Raw genomic sequence first — 18,095 nt, 5'->3', positions numbered from 1 at the left:
CTTTAAGAATTTTATATTTTCACTTGATATTTTACGGGCTCTGTATCCTATATGTCTAACATTCAAAACATGTCCCTAGAGGACATCATGGGAGAGCGCTTTGGTCGCTACTCAAAATACATTATTCAAGACCGGGCTTTGCCAGACATTCGTGATGGCTTGAAGCCGGTTCAGCGCCGCATTCTTTATTCGATGAATAAGGATGGCAATACCTTTGACAAGAGCTACCGTAAGTCGGCCAAGTCTGTCGGGAATATCATGGGGAATTTCCACCCACACGGTGATAGTTCTATCTATGATGCCATGGTTCGTATGTCACAGGACTGGAAAAATCGTGAGATTCTAGTTGAAATGCACGGTAATAACGGTTCTATGGACGGTGATCCGCCTGCGGCCATGCGTTATACCGAGGCGCGTTTGTCTGAAATTGCTGGTTACCTTCTTCAAGATATCGATAAAAAGACCGTTCCTTTTGCTTGGAACTTTGACGATACAGAGAAAGAGCCGACAGTCTTGCCGGCAGCCTTTCCAAATCTCTTGGTAAATGGATCGACTGGGATTTCGGCTGGATATGCCACAGATATTCCACCCCATAATTTAGCTGAGGTCATTGATGCCACTGTTTATATGATTGACCATCCAACAGCTAAGGTGGACAAGCTCATGGAATTTTTGCCTGGACCAGATTTTCCGACTGGAGGAATCATTCAGGGTCGTGATGAAATCAAGAAGGCCTATGAAACTGGGAAAGGGCGCGTGGTTGTTCGTTCCAAGACTGAGATTGAAAAGCTAAAAGGTGGTAAGGAACAAATCGTTATTACTGAGATTCCTTATGAAATCAACAAGGCCAATCTGGTCAAGAAAATCGATGATGTTCGTGTCAATAATAAGGTGGCTGGTATTGCTGAGGTTCGTGATGAGTCTGACCGTGATGGTCTTCGTATCGCTATCGAACTTAAAAAAGACGCTAATACGGAGCTTGTTCTCAACTACCTATTTAAGTACACCGACCTACAAATCAACTACAACTTTAATATGGTGGCAATTGATAATTTCACGCCTCGTCAGGTTGGGATTGTTCCAATCCTGTCTAGCTACATCGCTCACCGTCGTGAAGTGATTTTGGCGCGTTCACGCTTTGACAAGGAAAAGGCTGAGAAACGTCTCCATATCGTCGAAGGTTTGATTCGCGTGATTTCGATTTTGGACGAAGTCATTGCGCTTATCCGTGCTTCTGAGAATAAGGCGGACGCCAAGGAAAACCTCAAAGTTAGCTATGATTTTACGGAAGAACAGGCTGAGGCTATCGTCACCTTGCAACTGTATCGTTTGACCAATACAGACGTAGTTGTCTTGCAGGAAGAAGAAGCAGAACTTCGTGAAAAGATTGCCATGCTTGCGGCTATCATCGGTGATGAACGAACTATGTACAATCTCATGAAGAAAGAACTTCGTGAGGTTAAGAAGAAATTTGCGACACCACGTTTGAGTTCTTTAGAAGATACAGCTAAAGTCATTGAGATTGATACAGCTAGTCTTATCTCCGAGGAAGATACCTACGTCAGCGTGACAAAGGCAGGTTACATCAAGCGTACTAGTCCACGTTCCTTTGCTGCTTCAACTTTAGATGAAATTGGCAAGCGTGATGATGACCGTCTGATTTTTGTACAATCTGCTAAGACAACCCAGCATCTCTTGATGTTCACTACTCTTGGAAATGTCATTTATCGACCAATCCATGAATTGGCAGATATTCGTTGGAAGGATATTGGTGAGCATCTGAGCCAGACCATTACAAACTTTGAAACTAACGAAGAAATCCTTTATGTGGAAGTAGTAGATCAGTTTGATGATGCCACAACCTACTTTGCTGCAACTCGTCTTGGTCAAATCAAGCGGGTAGAACGTAAAGAGTTTACTCCATGGCGAACCTACAAGTCTAAGTCTGTCAAGTATGCTAAGCTCAAAGACGAGACAGACCAGATTGTAGCAGTAGCTCCAATCAAACTAGATGATGTTCTCTTGATTAGTCAAAATGGTTATGCACTTCGTTTCAATATTGAAGAGGTTCCGGTTGTTGGTGCCAAGGCTGCAGGTGTCAAGGCTATGAACCTGAAAGAAGATGATATTCTCCAGTCCGCCTTTATCTGTAATACATCATCTTTCTACCTCTTGACCCAACGTGGAAGTTTGAAACGCGTTTCCGTTGAGGAGATTCCAGCAACTAGCCGTGCCAAACGAGGACTACAAGTCTTGCGTGAGCTAAAAAATAAACCGCATCGTGTCTTCTTAGCAGGAGCGGTTGCAGAACAAGGCTTTATTGGTGATCTCTTTAGCACAGATGTGGAAGAGAACGACCAAACTCTGCTTGTTCAATCAAACAAAGGAACAATCTATGAAAGTCGACTACAAGACTTGAACTTGTCAGAACGCACTAGCAACGGAAGCTTCATTTCTGACACGATTTCAGATGAAGAAGTTTTTGACGCTTATCTTAAAGAAGTATTTACTGAAGCTAAATAAGTGAAATGAAGAATCAGTTCTCAGAGCTGGTTCTTTTTATTGAAGAAATTTTCTGAAAATTACAAAATATACTTGCTATTTTATAAAAATAGTGTAGAATAAAAGAAATAGGTTTTTAGAATAAGGAGTGGAATATGACAGTAACGATTGATTGGGAAAATCTCGGTTTTTCCTATATGAAATTACCTTATCGCTATATTGCTCATTTTAAAAATGGACAATGGGATCAAGGAGAGCTCACAGAGGATGCAACTTTGCATATTTCAGAGTCTTCTCCAAGTCTTCACTATGGACAACAAGCATTCGAAGGTTTAAAAGCTTATCGTACTAAGGATGGCAGTATTCAACTTTTCCGTCCTGATGAAAATGCCAAACGTTTGCAACGGACATGTGACCGTCTCTTGATGCCACAAGTTCCAACAGAAATGTTTGTAGAAGCGTGTAAGGCAGTTGTCCGTGCGAATGAAGAATACGTACCTCCATACGGAACAGGTGGAACCTTATATCTTCGCCCTCTTTTGATTGGTGTCGGAGATATTATTGGGGTTAAACCAGCAGAAGAGTATATTTTTACCATCTTTGCCATGCCAGTTGGAAATTACTTTAAAGGTGGTTTGGTCCCAACCAATTTCTTGATTCAGGATGAATACGACCGTGCAGCGCCAAATGGTACAGGTGCAGCTAAAGTTGGTGGGAACTATGCTGCCAGTCTCTTGCCAGGGAAATTGGCCAAGTCATGTCATTTCTCAGATGTTATCTATCTAGATCCTTCAACACATACAAAGATTGAAGAAGTCGGATCAGCTAACTTCTTTGGAATTACAGCTGATAATGAATTTGTAACACCATTGAGTCCATCTATCTTGCCATCTATTACCAAGTACTCTTTGCTTTACTTGGCAGAACATCGCTTGGGCTTAACTCCTATTGAGGGGGATGTCCCAATTGATAACCTTGACCGTTTTGTAGAGGCAGGTGCCTGTGGTACCGCAGCGGTTATTTCTCCAATTGGTGGTATTCAGCACGGTGATGATTTCCATGTTTTCTATAGTGAAACAGAAGTAGGTCCTGTGACTCGTAAACTCTATGATGAGTTGACAGGAATTCAGTTTGGTGATATTGAAGCGCCAGAAGGTTGGATTGTAAAAGTAGATTAAAATAAACTAAAGGAGATTTTTTATGAAATCGAAAAAATGGCTCTTAACAGCAGGAGTGGTCCTGAGCACAACAGCTCTATTAGTGGCTTGTGGAAAAGCTGATAAAGAAGCAGATGCACCGACAACATTTTCATATGTCTATGCAGTAGATCCTGCGTCTTTGGACTATAGTGTAGCGACTCGTACATCTACAACAGATGTCATCGGGAACGTGGTGGATGGTCTGATGGAAAACGACCAATACGGAAATGTTATCCCTTCCTTGGCTGAAGATTGGTCTGTGTCTAAAGATGGTTTGACTTATACCTATAAACTTCGTAAAGGAGTTAAATGGTACACTTCAGAAGGTGAAGAATACGCAGAAGTAACAGCCCATGACTTTGTGACAGGACTAAAACACGTAGCTGACGGCAAGTCAGACGGTGTTTCTCTCATCCAAAATTCAATCAAGGGCTTGGATGCCTACATGACTGGTGAGACTAATGATTTCTCTACAGTTGGTGTCAAGGCCTTGGACGATTACACAGTCGAATATACCCTAAACAAACCAGAAAGCTTCTGGAACTCTAAAGTCACCACAGCAACGATGCTGCCTGTAAATGAAGAGTTTTTGAAGGCATCAGGTAAAGATTATGGAGCAGTTACTCCAGCAGGAATTCTCTACAATGGTCCTTATATCTTGAAGACCTTGACGTCTAAATCGTTAATTGAATACGAGAAAAACCCAAATTACTGGGATAAAGAAAAGGTAAAAATCGAAAAGATTAAATTGACTTACTACGATGGTTCAGATCAGGAATCATTGATTCGTAGTTTCTCTTCTGGTGCTTATACGACAGCTCGTCTCTTCCCAAGTAGCTCAAACTTTGCTTCAACTTTGGAACAATACGGAGATAAAATTACCTATAGCCCACAGGACTCAAGTAGCTATTACTTCACCTTTAACGTAAATCGTCAGTCATACAATAAAACTGCGAAAACAAGTGAAGAGCAAAAGACTTCTACTAAAGAAGCTATGCTTAATAAGGACTTCCGTCAGGCTATCAACTTTGCCTTCAACCGCCATTCTTATGCTGCCCAGCTAAATGGTGAAGACGGTGCGGACAAGATTATTCGTAACAGCCTTGTTCCTGACAACTTTGTACAAGCAGGGGGTAAAAACTTTGGTCAAATCGCCCAAGCTGAGTTGGTGAACTATGGTGACCAATGGAAAGGTGTTGAGCTAGTTGACGGTAAGGATTCTATCTACAACCCTGACAAGGCTAAAGCTGCTTTTGAAAAAGCTAAGAAAGACTTGGAATCTAAAGGGGTAACTTTCCCAATTCACTTGGATGTCCCAGTTGAACAAACAGATACCATCGCCGTTCAACAAAGCAACTCTTTCAAACAGTCTATCGAATCAACTCTTGGTGCTGAAAATGTTGTCATCGATGTTCTTCAAATGACAGATAATGAAAAGGAAACAATCACTTCTCAAGCGCGTGTTCCTTCTCAAAAAGACTATGATTTGAACAGTACAGGATGGGCTCCAAGCTATCAAGACCCAGCATCTTACTTGAATATCATGGACCCTAAATCAGGTTCTGCCATGAAGCACCTCGGTATTACTAAAGGGAAAGATAAGGATGTCGTAGCGAAACTTGGTTTGGACCAGTATAAGAAATTATTGGATGATGCCGATTCAGAAACTACTAATCTTGAAGAGCGCTATGAAAAATATGCCAAGGCTCAAGCTTGGTTGACAGATAGTTCATTATTGATGCCGACAGCCTCATCTGGTGGTTCTCCAGTTGTAAGTAATGTCGTGCCATTCTCAAAACCATACTCACAAGTTGGTATTAAAGGTGACCCATATATCTTTAAAGGAATGAAATTGCAAAAAGATATTGTTACAACAAAAGAATATGAAGAAGCACTGAAAAAATGGCAAAAAGAAAAATTGGAATCAAATGGTAAGTACCAAAAAGAACTAGAAAAACACATTAAATAAAGCATAAAACTCTATATCAGACAAGCCTGATATAGAGTTTTTTCTTGCTAGTTTTAGGATTTTCTTGTAAAATAGAAAAAGTGAAGAGAGGTATGAAATGAGTAAGAAAGATAAAAAAATTGAAATTCAAGTAGCAGATGCCAAGGTTAATGTAGGAAAAGACAGTTTTGAAGGCTATACCTTGACCATTGGTAAAAAAGTTATCGGAGAAATTGCCGAATTAGATGGACAATTTGCCATTATAAAGAATAGGAATGTCGATAGTTTTTATAAAAAATTGGAAAAAGCTGTGGAAATTTTGATTGAAAATTATAATTTAGCAAAATAAGTCTTGTTTTTTTGAAATTTTCATGATATAATGGTCCATGTTGATTGTAGGAGAGATAGCGAAGAGGCTAAACGCGGCGGACTGTAAATCCGCTCCTTCGGGTTCGGGGGTTCGAATCCCTCTCTCTCCATTTCATCAATGGGGTATAGCCAAGCGGTAAGGCAAGGGACTTTGACTCCCTCATGCGTTGGTTCGAATCCAGCTACCCCAGTTCTTAGGTAATAATCAAGATAAAAATCAAAATATCTTAGGGTATTTTATTTTTATAATTGAAAGACGTGAACGATATGAACATGTCCTTGCGGGTGCTTAGGAAAAAAATTATAAGTATGTCAAGTTTAAGAAAAACTTGATTGTTGGAGGATTTTTTAGATGAACGAATTTGAAGATTTGCTAAATAGCGTTAGCCAAGTTGAGACTGGTGATGTTGTTAGTGCTGAAGTATTGACAGTTGATGCGACTCAAGCTAACGTTGCAATCTCTGGAACTGGTGTTGAAGGTGTCTTGACTCTTCGCGAATTGACAAACGATCGCGATGCAGATATCAATGACTTTGTTAAAGTAGGAGAAGTATTGGATGTTCTTGTACTTCGTCAAGTAGTTGGTAAAGATACTGATACAGTTACATACCTTGTATCTAAAAAACGCCTTGAAGCTCGCAAAGCATGGGACAAACTTGTTGGTCGCGAAGAAGAAGTTGTTACTGTTAAAGGAACTCGTGCCGTTAAAGGTGGACTTTCAGTAGAATTTGAAGGTGTTCGTGGATTTATCCCAGCTTCAATGTTGGATACTCGTTTCGTACGTAACACTGAGCGTTTTGTAGGTCAAGAATTTGATGCTAAAATTAAAGAAGTTGACGCTAAAGAAAACCGCTTCATCCTTTCACGTCGTGAAGTTGTTGAAGCAGCTACTGCAGCAGCTCGCGCTGAAGTATTCGGTAAATTGGCTGTTGGTGATGTAGTAACTGGTAAAGTTGCACGTATCACAAGCTTTGGTGCTTTCATCGACCTTGGTGGTGTTGACGGATTGGTTCACTTGACTGAATTGTCACATGAGCGTAACGTATCACCAAAATCAGTTGTAACTGTTGGTGAAGAAATTGAAGTGAAAATCCTTGATCTTAACGAAGAAGAAGGACGTGTATCACTTTCACTTAAAGCAACAACACCTGGACCATGGGATGGCGTTGAGCAAAAATTGGCTAAAGGTGATGTAGTAGAAGGAACAGTTAAACGTTTGACTGACTTCGGTGCATTTGTTGAAGTATTGCCAGGTATCGATGGACTTGTTCACGTATCACAAATTTCACACAAACGTATTGAAAATCCAAAAGAAGCTCTTAAAGTTGGTCAAGAAGTTAAAGTTAAAGTTCTTGAAGTTAACGCAGATGCAGAGCGCGTATCACTTTCTATTAAAGCTCTTGAAGAGCGTCCAGCTCAAGAAGAAGGACAAAAAGAAGAAAACCGTGCTGCTCGTCCACGTCGTCCAAAACGTCAAGAAAAACGTGATTTCGAACTTCCAGAAACACAAACAGGATTCTCAATGGCTGACTTGTTCGGTGATATCGAACTTTAATCAAATTGAAAATTCACAAAATCCTTTGTTTACTTAACAAGGGATTTTTCTTTTGTCTGTAAGTCTTTTTTGATATAATAGTTCTATGTTAGAATCAGAAAAACAATCACGTTATCAAATGTTAAATGAGGAGCTCTCTTTTTTATTGGATGGTGAAACCAATGTTTTGGCTAATCTTTCCAACGCCAGTGCTCTTCTAAAATCACGCTTTCCTAATACCGTATTTGCAGGCTTTTATCTGTTCGATGGAAAGGAATTGGTTTTAGGTCCTTTCCAAGGAGGTGTTTCCTGCATCCGTATTGCACTGGGAAAAGGTGTTTGTGGGGAGGCAGCTCATTTTCAGGAAACTGTTCTGGTTGGTGATGTAACAACTTATCCCAACTATATTTCTTGTGATAGTCGAGCTAAAAGTGAAATTGTTGTTCCGATGGTTAAGAATGGTCAATTACTTGGAGTTCTGGATCTTGATTCTTCAGAGATTGATGATTATGATGCTATGGATCGAGATTATTTGGAACAATTTGTCGCTATTTTGCTTGAAAAGACAGAATGGGACTTTACAATGTTTGGGGAGAAAGCCTAATGTATCAAGCACTTTATCGAAAATATAGAAGTCAAAACTTCTCCCAGTTGGTTGGACAGGAAGTTGTAGCTAAGACTCTTAAACAAGCAGTGGAGCAAGAGAAAATAAGTCATGCTTATCTTTTTTCTGGTCCACGTGGAACAGGAAAAACCAGTGTAGCTAAGATTTTTGCCAAGGCTATGAACTGTCCCAATCAAGTGGGTGGGGAACCTTGTAATAACTGCTATATTTGTCAGGCTGTGACGGACGGTAGTTTAGAAGATGTCATCGAAATGGATGCAGCTTCTAATAATGGGGTAGATGAAATTCGTGAAATTCGTGATAAATCTACCTACGCCCCTAGTCTTGCCCGTTATAAGGTCTATATCATAGACGAGGTTCACATGCTGTCTACAGGGGCTTTTAATGCTCTTCTAAAAACGCTGGAAGAGCCAACACAGAATGTGGTCTTTATTTTGGCTACTACTGAATTGCACAAGATTCCTGCCACTATTCTATCCCGTGTGCAACGTTTTGAATTTAAATCGATTAAGACACAGGATATTAAGGAACATATCCACTATATCTTAGAAAAAGAAAATATCAGTTCTGAACCAGAGGCTGTGGAAATCATTGCCAGACGGGCTGAAGGTGGAATGCGAGATGCCTTGTCTATTTTGGATCAAGCCCTGAGTTTGACACAGGGAAACGAGCTGACGACTGCCATCTCTGAAGAAATTACTGGCACCATTAGTCTATCAGCCTTGGATGATTATGTGGCCGCTTTGTCTCGACAGGATGTTCCAAAGGCCCTAGCATGCTTGAATCTTCTCTTTGAAAATGGTAAGAGCATGACTCGTTTTGTGACCGACCTTTTGCACTATTTAAGAGATTTGTTAATTGTTCAAACAGGGGGAGAAAACACTCATCATAGTCCAGTCTTTGTGGAGAATTTAGTTCTTCCTCAAGAAAATTTGTTTGAAATGATTCGCTTAGCAACAGTCAGTTTGGCAGATATTAAGTCTAGTTTGCAGCCTAAGATTTATGCTGAGATGATGACCATCCGTTTGGCGGAGATTAAGCCTGACCCAGCTCTTTCAGGGGCGGTTGAACATGAAATTTCTGCATTGAGACAGGAAATTGCACGTCTCAAACAAGAACTCGCCAATGTGGGAACCGTATCTAAGCCAACTAGTTCAGCGCCTAGTCGTCCAGCAGCAGGCAAGACGGTCTATCGTGTGGATCGCAATAAGGTTCAATCTATCCTACAAGAGGCTGTCGAAAATCCTGATTTAGCACGTCAAAACCTGATTCGCTTGCAGAATGCCTGGGGAGAGGTGATTGAAAGTCTTGGAGGTCCCGATAAGGCTCTGCTAGTTGGTTCTCAACCAGTTGCAGCCAATGAACACCATGCCATTCTTGCTTTTGAGTCTAACTTCAATGCTGGCCAAACCATGAAACGAGACAATCTTAACACCATGTTTGGTAACATCCTCAGTCAGGCAGCAGGTTTTTCACCCGAAATTTTAGCCATTTCCATGGAGGAATGGAAAGAAGTTCGCGCAGCCTTTTCAGCCAAAGCCAAATCTTCTCAAACTGAAAAAGAAGCAGAAGAAAGTCTGATTCCAGAAGGATTTGAATTTTTGGCTGATAAAATGAAGGTAGAGGAAGACTAAAGAAAGATTTCATGATACAATAAGTTTATGAATAGACAACAATTTATTATCATCGCGCTGTTTACAGCTGCTGAGACCTATTTTTTCAATGAAGCCTGGATGACTGGTCGCTATATTATGGCAGCCTTTTGGGCCATTTTGCTCTTTAGAAATTTCCGAGTAAGTTACTTGATGGGCAAGATTGTAGATGTCATTGACCAGCATTTAAAAGGAAAAGACTAGTCCTCAGCTTCTAGACAAAATCAAAGCCTTTTAGGCTTTTTTTTGTTATACTATAAAAGTATATTTATTGACCTTTTACCGTATTTTCTAGGGAAATCAAGTATGTTTCCAGTAAGCACTGTAAAGGCCTTGAAAAAGAAAGGAATTATCATGTCAGTATTAGAGATCAAAGATCTTCACGTTGAGATTGAAGGAAAAGAAATTTTAAAAGGGGTTAACCTGACCCTGAAAACAGGAGAAATCGCCGCTATCATGGGACCAAATGGTACTGGTAAATCGACTCTTTCTGCCGCTATCATGGGAAATCCAAACTATGAAGTTACCAAAGGTGAAGTCTTGTTTGATGGCGTAAACATCCTTGAGTTGGAAGTGGACGAGCGTGCGCGTATGGGACTTTTCCTTGCTATGCAATACCCATCAGAAATTCCTGGTATTACTAACGCTGAGTTTCTTCGTGCAGCCATGAATGCTGGGAAAGAAGATGATGAAAAAATTTCAGTTCGTGAGTTTATCACTAAATTGGATGAGAAGATGGAATTGCTCAACATGAAAGAAGAAATGGCTGAGCGTTACCTCAACGAAGGCTTCTCTGGTGGTGAGAAAAAACGTAATGAAATTCTTCAACTTTTGATGTTGGAGCCAACATTTGCCCTTTTGGATGAGATTGATTCTGGTCTTGATATTGATGCCCTTAAAGTTGTTTCTAAAGGTGTTAATGCTATGCGTGGTGAAGGCTTTGGTGCTATGATTATCACTCACTACCAACGTCTTTTGAACTACATCACACCTGATGTGGTACACGTCATGATGGAAGGTCGCGTTGTCCTTTCTGGTGGTCCAGAATTGGCTGCGCGTTTGGAACGTGAAGGATACGCAAAACTAGCTGAAGAACTTGGCTACGACTACAAGGAAGAATTGTAATTCCCTCGTATCTTTTAGGAGAAGTAAATGACTAAAGAAAATATTAAACTTTTTTCAGAAATGCATGCTGAACCAAGCTGGTTAGCTGATCTCCGTCAAAAAGCTTTTGACAAGATTGAGACTTTGGAATTACCAGTTATTGAGCGTGTCAAATTCCACCGTTGGAATCTGGGTGATGGAACGATTACAGAAAGTGAGCCATCAGCAAATGTTCCAGATTTCACAGCTCTAGATAATCACTTGAAATTGGTTCAAGTAGGAACTCAGACTGTTTTTGAGCAAACTCCAGTTGAATTAGCTGAACAGGGTGTTGTCTTTACAGACTTTCACTCAGCTTTAGAAGAAATTCCAGAGCTTATTGAGGAATTCTTCATGTCATCAGTTAAATATGATGATGATAAGTTGGCAGCCTACCATACAGCTTACTTTAACAGTGGTGCTGTTCTCTATATTCCTGATAACGTGGAAATTGCTGAACCAATCGAAGGAATTTTCTATCAAGACAGCGATAGCGATGTGCCGTTTAACAAGCATATTATGATTATCGCTGGTAAAAACTCTAAGATTAGTTATCTGGAACGTTTAGAGTCACGCGGTGAAGGAAGCGCCAAAGCAACTGCTAATATCACAGTAGAAGTAATTGCGCGTTCTGGTGCTCAAGTGAAGTTTGCTGCGATTGACCGTCTAGGTGAAAACGTCACTGCCTACATTAGCCGTCGTGGTAAATTAGGCAACGATGCAAGCATTGACTGGGCTATTGGTGTCATGAACGAAGGGAATGTCGTTGCGGACTTTGATAGCGACTTGATTGGAAATGGTAGCCATGCAGATCTCAAGGTTGTAGCTCTTTCAAGTGGTCGTCAGGTACAAGGGATTGATACTCGAGTGACGAACTATGGTTGCAACTCAATCGGAAATATCCTACAACATGGGGTTATTCTTGAAAAAGCAACCTTGACCTTCAATGGTATTGGCCACATTATCAAGGGTGCTAAGGGAGCAGATGCGCAACAAGAGAGCCGTGTTCTTATGCTTTCAGACCAAGCGCGTTCAGATGCCAATCCAATTCTTTTGATTGACGAAAATGATGTTACTGCAGGTCACGCAGCTTCTATCGGTCAGGTGGATCCAGAAGACATGTACTACCTCATGAGCCGTGGTTTAGATAAGGCAACTGCAGAACGTTTGGTTGTCCGTGGTTTCCTTGGCTCCGTTATCGTTGAGATTCCAGTCAAGGAAGTTCGTGATGAAATGATTGCAACTATCGAAGAAAAATTGTCAAAACGCTAAGGGGTAGCCTATGTTAGATGTAGAAGTGATTCGCAAGGATTTTCCAATTTTAGACCAGATTGTTAATGATGAACCATTGGTTTATTTGGACAATGCTGCGACGACACAAAAACCACTAGCAGTTCTGGAGACGATTAACCGCTACTATGAGAACGACAATGCCAATGTTCATCGTGGCGTTCATACCTTGGCAGAAAGGGCGACAGCTTCTTATGAGGCGGCTCGTGAAACCATTCGTAAGTTTATCAATGCAGGCTCTAAAAAGGAAGTTCTCTTTACTAGAGGAACGACAACCAGTCTTAACTGGGTAGCGCGTTATGCTGAGGAAGTCTTGACTGAGGGAGACCAGGTCTTGATTTCCGTTATGGAACACCATTCCAATATCATTCCATGGCAGGAAGCCTGCCGTAAGACTGGGGCAGAGCTTGTCTATGTCTATCTTAAGAATGGAGCTCTGGATATGGATGATTTGCGAGCTAAATTGACTGATAGAGTCAAGTTTGTCTCCCTAGCTCACGCTTCAAATGTTCTTGGTGTGGTCAATCCAATAAAAGAAATCACTCAATTGGCCCACCAAGTTGGAGCTATCATGGTGGTGGATGGTGCTCAATCTACGCCTCATATGAAGATTGATGTCCAGGACTTGGATGTGGACTTTTTTGCCTTTTCAGGTCACAAGATGGCTGGTCCGACTGGTATCGGTGTTCTTTATGGCAAAGAAAAGTATCTGGAGCAAATGTCACCAGTTGAATTTGGCGGCGAAATGATTGATTTCGTTTATGAGCAATCTGCTAGTTGGAAGGAATTGCCTTGGAAATTCGAGGCTGGAACTCCTAATATGGCAGGTGCTATTGGACTTGCTGCGGCAGTAGATTATCTTGAAAAGATTGGTATGGATGCGATTGAAGCCCATGAACAGGAACTGATTGCATACGTCTATCCAAAACTGCAGGCGATTGAAGGATTGACTATTTACGGTTCGCAGGACTTGGCTCATCGTTCAGGTGTTATTGCCTTTAACCTAGGTGACCTTCATCCTCACGACCTTGCGACTGCTCTGGATTATGAAGGAGTGGCAGTTCGTGCGGGTCACCATTGCGCTCAACCCTTGCTCCAGTATTTGGACGTTCCAGCTACAGCTCGTGCAAGTTTTTATATCTACAATACCAAGGCAGATTGCGACAAGTTAGTCGATGCCTTACAAAAGACAAAGGAGTTTTTCAATGGCACTTTCTAAACTAGATAGCCTTTATATGGCAGTGGTAGCGGACCATTCGAAAAATCCACATCACCAAGGGAAGTTAGAAGACGCTGAACAAATCAGTCTCAACAATCCGACCTGTGGAGATGTTATCAATCTCTCTGTCAAGTTTGATGCAGAAGACCGCTTGGAGGATATCGCTTTTCTAAACTCAGGTTGTACTATCTCAACTGCCTCTGCAAGCATGATGACGGACGCAGTTTTAGGCAAGACCAAGCAAGAAATCTTAGAACTTGCGACTATTTTTTCTGAAATGGTTCAAGGCCAAAAAGATGACAGACAAGATAGTCTTGGAGACGCAGCCTTCTTATCAGGTGTTGCCAAATTTCCTCAACGAATCAAGTGTGCAACCCTAGCTTGGAACGCCCTGAAGAAAACAATTGAAAATCAAGAAAAACAATAAGACAAATTTCTTTTGTCTTATGAATCAGTAGAAATGAAGAATGAAAGAAAGGATATTATGGCTGAAGAAAGAGTAGAACCAAAACCAATTGACCTTGGTGAATATAAATTTGGTTTCCATGATGATGTAGAGCCTGTCCTATCGACAGGAAAAGGACTGAATGAAGATGTCATTCGTGAACTATCAGCTGCTAAGGGAGAACCAGAGTGGATGTTAGAATTCCGTTTGAAGTCTTATGAAACCTTCAAAAAAATGCCCATGCAAACTTGGGGAGCAGACTTGTCAGAGATTGATTTTGATGACTTGATCTACTACCAAAAACCATCTGATAAACCAGCTCGTTCATGGGATGAGGTTCCTGAAAAAATTAAAGAAACCTTTGAACGTATCGGGATTCCTGAAGCTGAGCGTGCTTATCTAGCTGGTGCCTCTGCCCAGTATGAGTCAGAAGTGGTTTACCACAACATGAAGGAAGAGTTCCAAAAATTGGGGATTATCTTTACAGATACGGATTCTGCCCTCAAGGAATACCCAGACTTGTTTAAACAATACTTTGCTAAGTTGGTACCGCCAACAGATAACAAATTGGCTGCCCTTAACTCAGCAGTATGGTCTGGTGGAACCTTTATCTACGTACCAAAAGGGATCAAGGTAGATATCCCACTTCAAACTTACTTCCGTATCAATAACGAAAATACTGGTCAGTTTGAACGTACCTTGATTATCGTTGATGAGGGAGCAAGTGTTCATTATGTAGAAGGATGTACAGCTCCAACTTATTCAAGTAACAGCTTGCATGCTGCCATTGTAGAAATCTTTGCCTTGGATGGAGCTTATATGCGTTATACGACTATCCAAAACTGGTCTGATAACGTCTATAACTTGGTAACGAAACGTGCTAAAGCTCAAAAGGATGCCACTGTTGAGTGGATTGATGGTAACTTGGGTGCCAAAACAACCATGAAATATCCATCTGTTTATCTAGATGGAGAAGGGGCGCGTGGTACTATGCTCTCTATCGCCTTTGCCAATGCTGGACAACACCAGGATACTGGTGCTAAGATGATTCACAACGCTCCGCACACAAGCTCGTCTATCGTGTCTAAATCTATCGCTAAAGGCGGAGGAAAGGTTGACTACCGTGGACAAGTAACCTTTAACAAAAACTCTAAAAAATCTGTTTCTCACATCGAGTGTGATACCATTATCATGGATGACTTGTCAGCATCAGATACCATTCCATTTAATGAAATCCACAACTCGCAAGTTGCTTTGGAACACGAAGCCAAGGTATCTAAGATTTCAGAGGAACAACTCTATTACCTCATGAGTCGTGGTTTGTCAGAATCAGAAGCGACAGAGATGATTGTCATGGGATTTGTGGAGCCCTTCACGAAAGAACTTCCAATGGAATATGCAGTTGAGCTGAACCGCTTGATTAGCTATGAAATGGAAGGGTCAGTCGGATAAAATTTGATTTTAGATTTACTAAAAATCAAGGACTTTGAAGATGAACTTGTAACAAAAAAATCGCGGTTTAAAATCGCGATTTTTTTATAATTTTTCGTTGATGAAGCGGATAAACTGATTCCACCAAACTTTTAAGAAGAAGGTTTTTTCAACTTTCTTTTCTGCTACCATTTCAAAACTAGGACGTTCTGTGGTAATGTAACCTTGACCAATCAAGTCCTTGTCTTCATAAGTCAAATGTCCAACCACTGTTCCGGCTTCAAGTGGTGCTGGGATTGCTTTAGAATCAGGTGTGAATTGAATAGTTTGGGACGATTGTCCCCCAACACGTTCAATAAGAGTGATATCATCTTTGGCAACGGCAGTGACCGCATCTTCTTTTCCATCTTGTACAGGAGCTTTACTATCTTGGTAGGCATCGCCTTTTTGAACGATTTTACGAAGCGTGAATGTAGAAGAGATATAATCCATTAGTGACGATGTAGCTGTGAAGCGAGCGTAAGGATTATTGTCTTGATGGTCTGCATTCAAAACAACTGTGATAACCCTCATCCCTTTTTCGACAGTAGTACCAACAAAAGATTCTCCAGCTTTGTCTGTTGTTCCTGTCTTAAGGCCATCAAAACCACCGCGATAAGCAGGCATACCTTCTAACATGTAGTTGGTAGAAGTGATTGTCATTCCAGCAAAAGTAGAAGAAGGTTTTTTCGTGATTTCCAAGACTTGTGGGTATTTTTTGATGAGATTGCGAGCAACGATAGCGACATCATAAGCACTGAGCTTGTTTTCATCATCTTTTTTAGATCCTGGGTAAATGTTATCCCCTAAAGTCTCATTGTTAAGACCCGTCGTATTGACAACAGTGGCATCCTGAATGCCCCATTCCAAGAGCTTTGCCCGCATCATATCGACGAAATCTTTTTCTGAGCCAGCAATTTTTTCAGCTAACGCAATAGCTGCACTGTTAGCACTGGATACTAGGGTTGCTTCCAGTAGTTGTTCGACGGTATAATTACGAGCCTCCATAGGAACGTTACTCGCTTCAGAATTTGTCGTTAATTTGTATGGATAATCAGAGATATCTACCGGAGTGGATAGTGTAATACTGCCGTTTTCCAAGGCTTCATAGACAAGATAGACCGTAATCAATTTTGTGATTGAAGCGATTTCAACTGGTTGGGTTGCATCTTTCTCATAGAGAATTTTACCAGTATTCGCCTCAACGGCAATTGCATGTTTAGCAGCAATATTAAAATCTTGAGCAGCAACAGTAGATGCTGAGCCAATAACGGAAAGGCTTAGGAGAGTTAAAATTATTTTTTTCATAGTAAGTTTATTCTATCATAAAGAAAAAAATATTCCCAGTTTCATGATATAAGAAAGAAGCTTTTTTGAAAGTGTGGTAAAATAGATGAATGGAGGTACTTCATGTTTCGTAAGAATAAATTATTTTTTTGGACCAGTGAGATTTTACTATTAACCATCATCTTTTATTTATGGAGAGAGATGGGAGCGATTATTACACCTTTTGTAAGCGTCGCAAACACTATAATGATTCCCTTTCTTCTAGGTGGTTTTTTATATTATTTGACCAATCCTATTGTAAATTTTTTACAAAAGTATTTCAAAATTAACCGTATCATTGGTATTCTACTGACCTTGTGCGCCTTGGTCTGGGGTCTAGTCATTGGGGTAGTCTATCTCTTACCGATTTTGATTAATCAGTTGACAAGTTTGATAGCAACAAGTCAGACAATCTACAGTCGTCTGCAAGATTTGATTATCGATTTATCCACTTATCCAGCCTTTCAAAATTTGGATATTCAAGCGACTATTCAACAGTTAAATCTCTCCTATGTAGATATTCTACAGAATATCCTAAATAGTGTAACGAATAGTGTTGGAAGTGTCCTATCTGCGCTCTTTAGTACTGTTTTGATTATTATCATGACCCCTGTATTTTTAATTTATTTTTTGTTAGATGGTCACAAATTCTTGCCGATGCTTGAACGTACTGTTTTAAAGCGAGATAAGTTGCATATTACAGGTCTTTTAAAAAATTTGAATGCTACAATCGCTCGATATATTAGTGGAGTTGCCATTGATGCGATTATTATTGGCTGTTTGGCCTTTATCGGATATAGCGTAATCGGTTTGAAATACGCTTTGGTCTTCGCTATCTTTTCAGGATTAGCCAATCTCATTCCTTATGTAGGTCCAAGTATTGGTTTGATTCCGATGATTATCGCCAATGTCTTTACTGATCCCCATAGAATGCTGATTGCAGTTGTTTATATGTTGATTATTCAACAAGTGGATGGAAATATTCTCTACCCTCGTATCGTAGGTGGTGTGATGAAAGTCCATCCAATTACGATTTTAGTATTACTTTTGTTATCAAGTAATATTTATGGTGTCATTGGTATGATTGTTGCAGTACCAACCTATTCTATCTTAAAAGAAATTTCTAAGTTTTTATCACGTTTGTATGAAAATCATAAAATAATGAAAGAACGAGAAAGAGCATTAGCTAAGTAAAAGTCAGGAATTCCTGATTTTTCTTTTTGTTTAGCTAGGTGATAGGAGTAGAAGTGTCGTTTAGAATTAGTTGATTAAGAATAATTCACAAAAACTTTGTAAAACACTTGCAATTTAGCTGAAATTTGATAAAATAGTAAGGAAAGTTAGACTGTATTGCCTACTGTCTATCTATAAAA

At 40.3% G+C, this 18,095-nt stretch carries 15 protein-coding genes and 2 tRNA genes; 16 read left to right on the top strand and 1 reads right to left on the bottom strand.

Going from position 1 to position 18,095, the window contains the following annotated elements; translation table 11 throughout:
- The first annotated feature begins 51 nt into the window (after positions 1–51).
- The 15 genes from parC to sufB all read left to right on the top strand — a co-directional run bounded on the left by parC (position 52) and on the right by sufB (position 15,378).
- Positions 52–2,523: a DNA topoisomerase IV subunit A gene (parC, locus tag D8848_RS00565; RefSeq protein WP_125450633.1), complete on the top strand. Its 2,472-nt coding sequence runs from the start codon at positions 52–54 to the stop codon at positions 2,521–2,523.
- Between the two features lie 134 nt (positions 2,524–2,657).
- Complete coding sequence (locus tag D8848_RS00560) at positions 2,658–3,680, top strand: branched-chain amino acid aminotransferase (RefSeq protein WP_125450632.1); 1,023 nt, start codon at positions 2,658–2,660, stop codon at positions 3,678–3,680.
- Positions 3,681–3,702: 22 nt separating this feature from the next.
- On the top strand, positions 3,703–5,670 hold the full coding sequence (locus D8848_RS00555) for a peptide ABC transporter substrate-binding protein (protein ID WP_084888356.1): 1,968 nt from the start codon (positions 3,703–3,705) through the stop codon (positions 5,668–5,670).
- A 97-nt stretch (positions 5,671–5,767) separates the two neighbouring features.
- Positions 5,768–5,998, top strand: coding sequence for a DUF2969 domain-containing protein (locus D8848_RS00550; RefSeq protein ID WP_125450631.1), 231 nt, complete (start codon positions 5,768–5,770; stop codon positions 5,996–5,998).
- A gap of 49 nt (positions 5,999–6,047) precedes the next feature.
- Positions 6,048–6,128: transfer RNA gene (locus tag D8848_RS00545), tRNA-Tyr, on the top strand.
- 9 nt (positions 6,129–6,137) lie between these two features.
- Positions 6,138–6,209, top strand: a tRNA-Gln gene (locus D8848_RS00540).
- A 161-nt stretch (positions 6,210–6,370) separates the two neighbouring features.
- Positions 6,371–7,573, top strand: coding sequence for a 30S ribosomal protein S1 (gene rpsA, locus D8848_RS00535; protein WP_125442802.1), 1,203 nt, complete (start codon positions 6,371–6,373; stop codon positions 7,571–7,573).
- A gap of 85 nt (positions 7,574–7,658) precedes the next feature.
- Complete coding sequence (locus D8848_RS00530; protein WP_084927521.1) at positions 7,659–8,156, top strand: GAF domain-containing protein; 498 nt, start codon at positions 7,659–7,661, stop codon at positions 8,154–8,156.
- A complete protein-coding gene (dnaX, locus tag D8848_RS00525) occupies positions 8,156–9,811 on the top strand; it encodes a DNA polymerase III subunit gamma/tau (RefSeq protein WP_125442801.1) in 1,656 nt (551 codons plus the stop codon). The genes D8848_RS00530 and dnaX overlap by 1 nt, the downstream gene beginning before the upstream one ends.
- Positions 9,812–9,838: 27 nt before the next feature.
- A complete protein-coding gene (locus tag D8848_RS00520; RefSeq protein ID WP_001081602.1) occupies positions 9,839–10,033 on the top strand; it encodes a DUF3272 domain-containing protein in 195 nt (64 codons plus the stop codon).
- A 150-nt stretch (positions 10,034–10,183) separates the two neighbouring features.
- Positions 10,184–10,954 (top strand): Fe-S cluster assembly ATPase SufC, encoded by a 771-nt coding sequence (gene sufC, locus D8848_RS00515; protein ID WP_000114489.1) that lies wholly within the window; start codon positions 10,184–10,186, stop codon positions 10,952–10,954.
- A 27-nt stretch (positions 10,955–10,981) separates the two neighbouring features.
- Complete coding sequence (sufD, locus tag D8848_RS00510; protein ID WP_125442800.1) at positions 10,982–12,244, top strand: Fe-S cluster assembly protein SufD; 1,263 nt, start codon at positions 10,982–10,984, stop codon at positions 12,242–12,244.
- Positions 12,245–12,254: 10 nt separating this feature from the next.
- A complete protein-coding gene (locus D8848_RS00505) occupies positions 12,255–13,481 on the top strand; it encodes a cysteine desulfurase (RefSeq protein ID WP_125442799.1) in 1,227 nt (408 codons plus the stop codon).
- Positions 13,468–13,908, top strand: a complete 441-nt coding sequence (sufU, locus tag D8848_RS00500) for a Fe-S cluster assembly sulfur transfer protein SufU (protein ID WP_125442798.1) — start codon at positions 13,468–13,470, stop codon at positions 13,906–13,908. Before D8848_RS00505 ends, sufU begins: the two co-directional genes overlap by 14 nt.
- A 57-nt stretch (positions 13,909–13,965) precedes the next feature.
- Positions 13,966–15,378 (top strand): Fe-S cluster assembly protein SufB, encoded by a 1,413-nt coding sequence (gene sufB / locus D8848_RS00495; protein ID WP_125442797.1) that lies wholly within the window; start codon positions 13,966–13,968, stop codon positions 15,376–15,378.
- Positions 15,379–15,462: 84 nt separating this feature from the next.
- Here sufB and pbp3 read toward each other — a convergent pair whose 3' ends face one another.
- Positions 15,463–16,704, bottom strand: a complete 1,242-nt coding sequence (gene pbp3 / locus D8848_RS00490; protein ID WP_125450630.1) for a D-alanyl-D-alanine carboxypeptidase PBP3 — start codon at positions 16,702–16,704, stop codon at positions 15,463–15,465.
- Between the two features lie 102 nt (positions 16,705–16,806).
- Between pbp3 and D8848_RS00485 the strand changes: the two genes are divergently transcribed.
- Positions 16,807–17,916: an AI-2E family transporter gene (locus tag D8848_RS00485; RefSeq protein WP_125450629.1), complete on the top strand. Its 1,110-nt coding sequence runs from the start codon at positions 16,807–16,809 to the stop codon at positions 17,914–17,916.
- The last annotated feature ends 179 nt before the right edge of the window (positions 17,917–18,095 follow it).

Origin of the sequence: Streptococcus mitis, assembly GCF_003942775.1 — a bacterium.
In the GTDB taxonomy this organism is placed as follows: Bacteria; Bacillota; Bacilli; order Lactobacillales; family Streptococcaceae; genus Streptococcus; species Streptococcus mitis_CN.
This window is presented reverse-complemented; position numbering and strand designations above follow the sequence as displayed.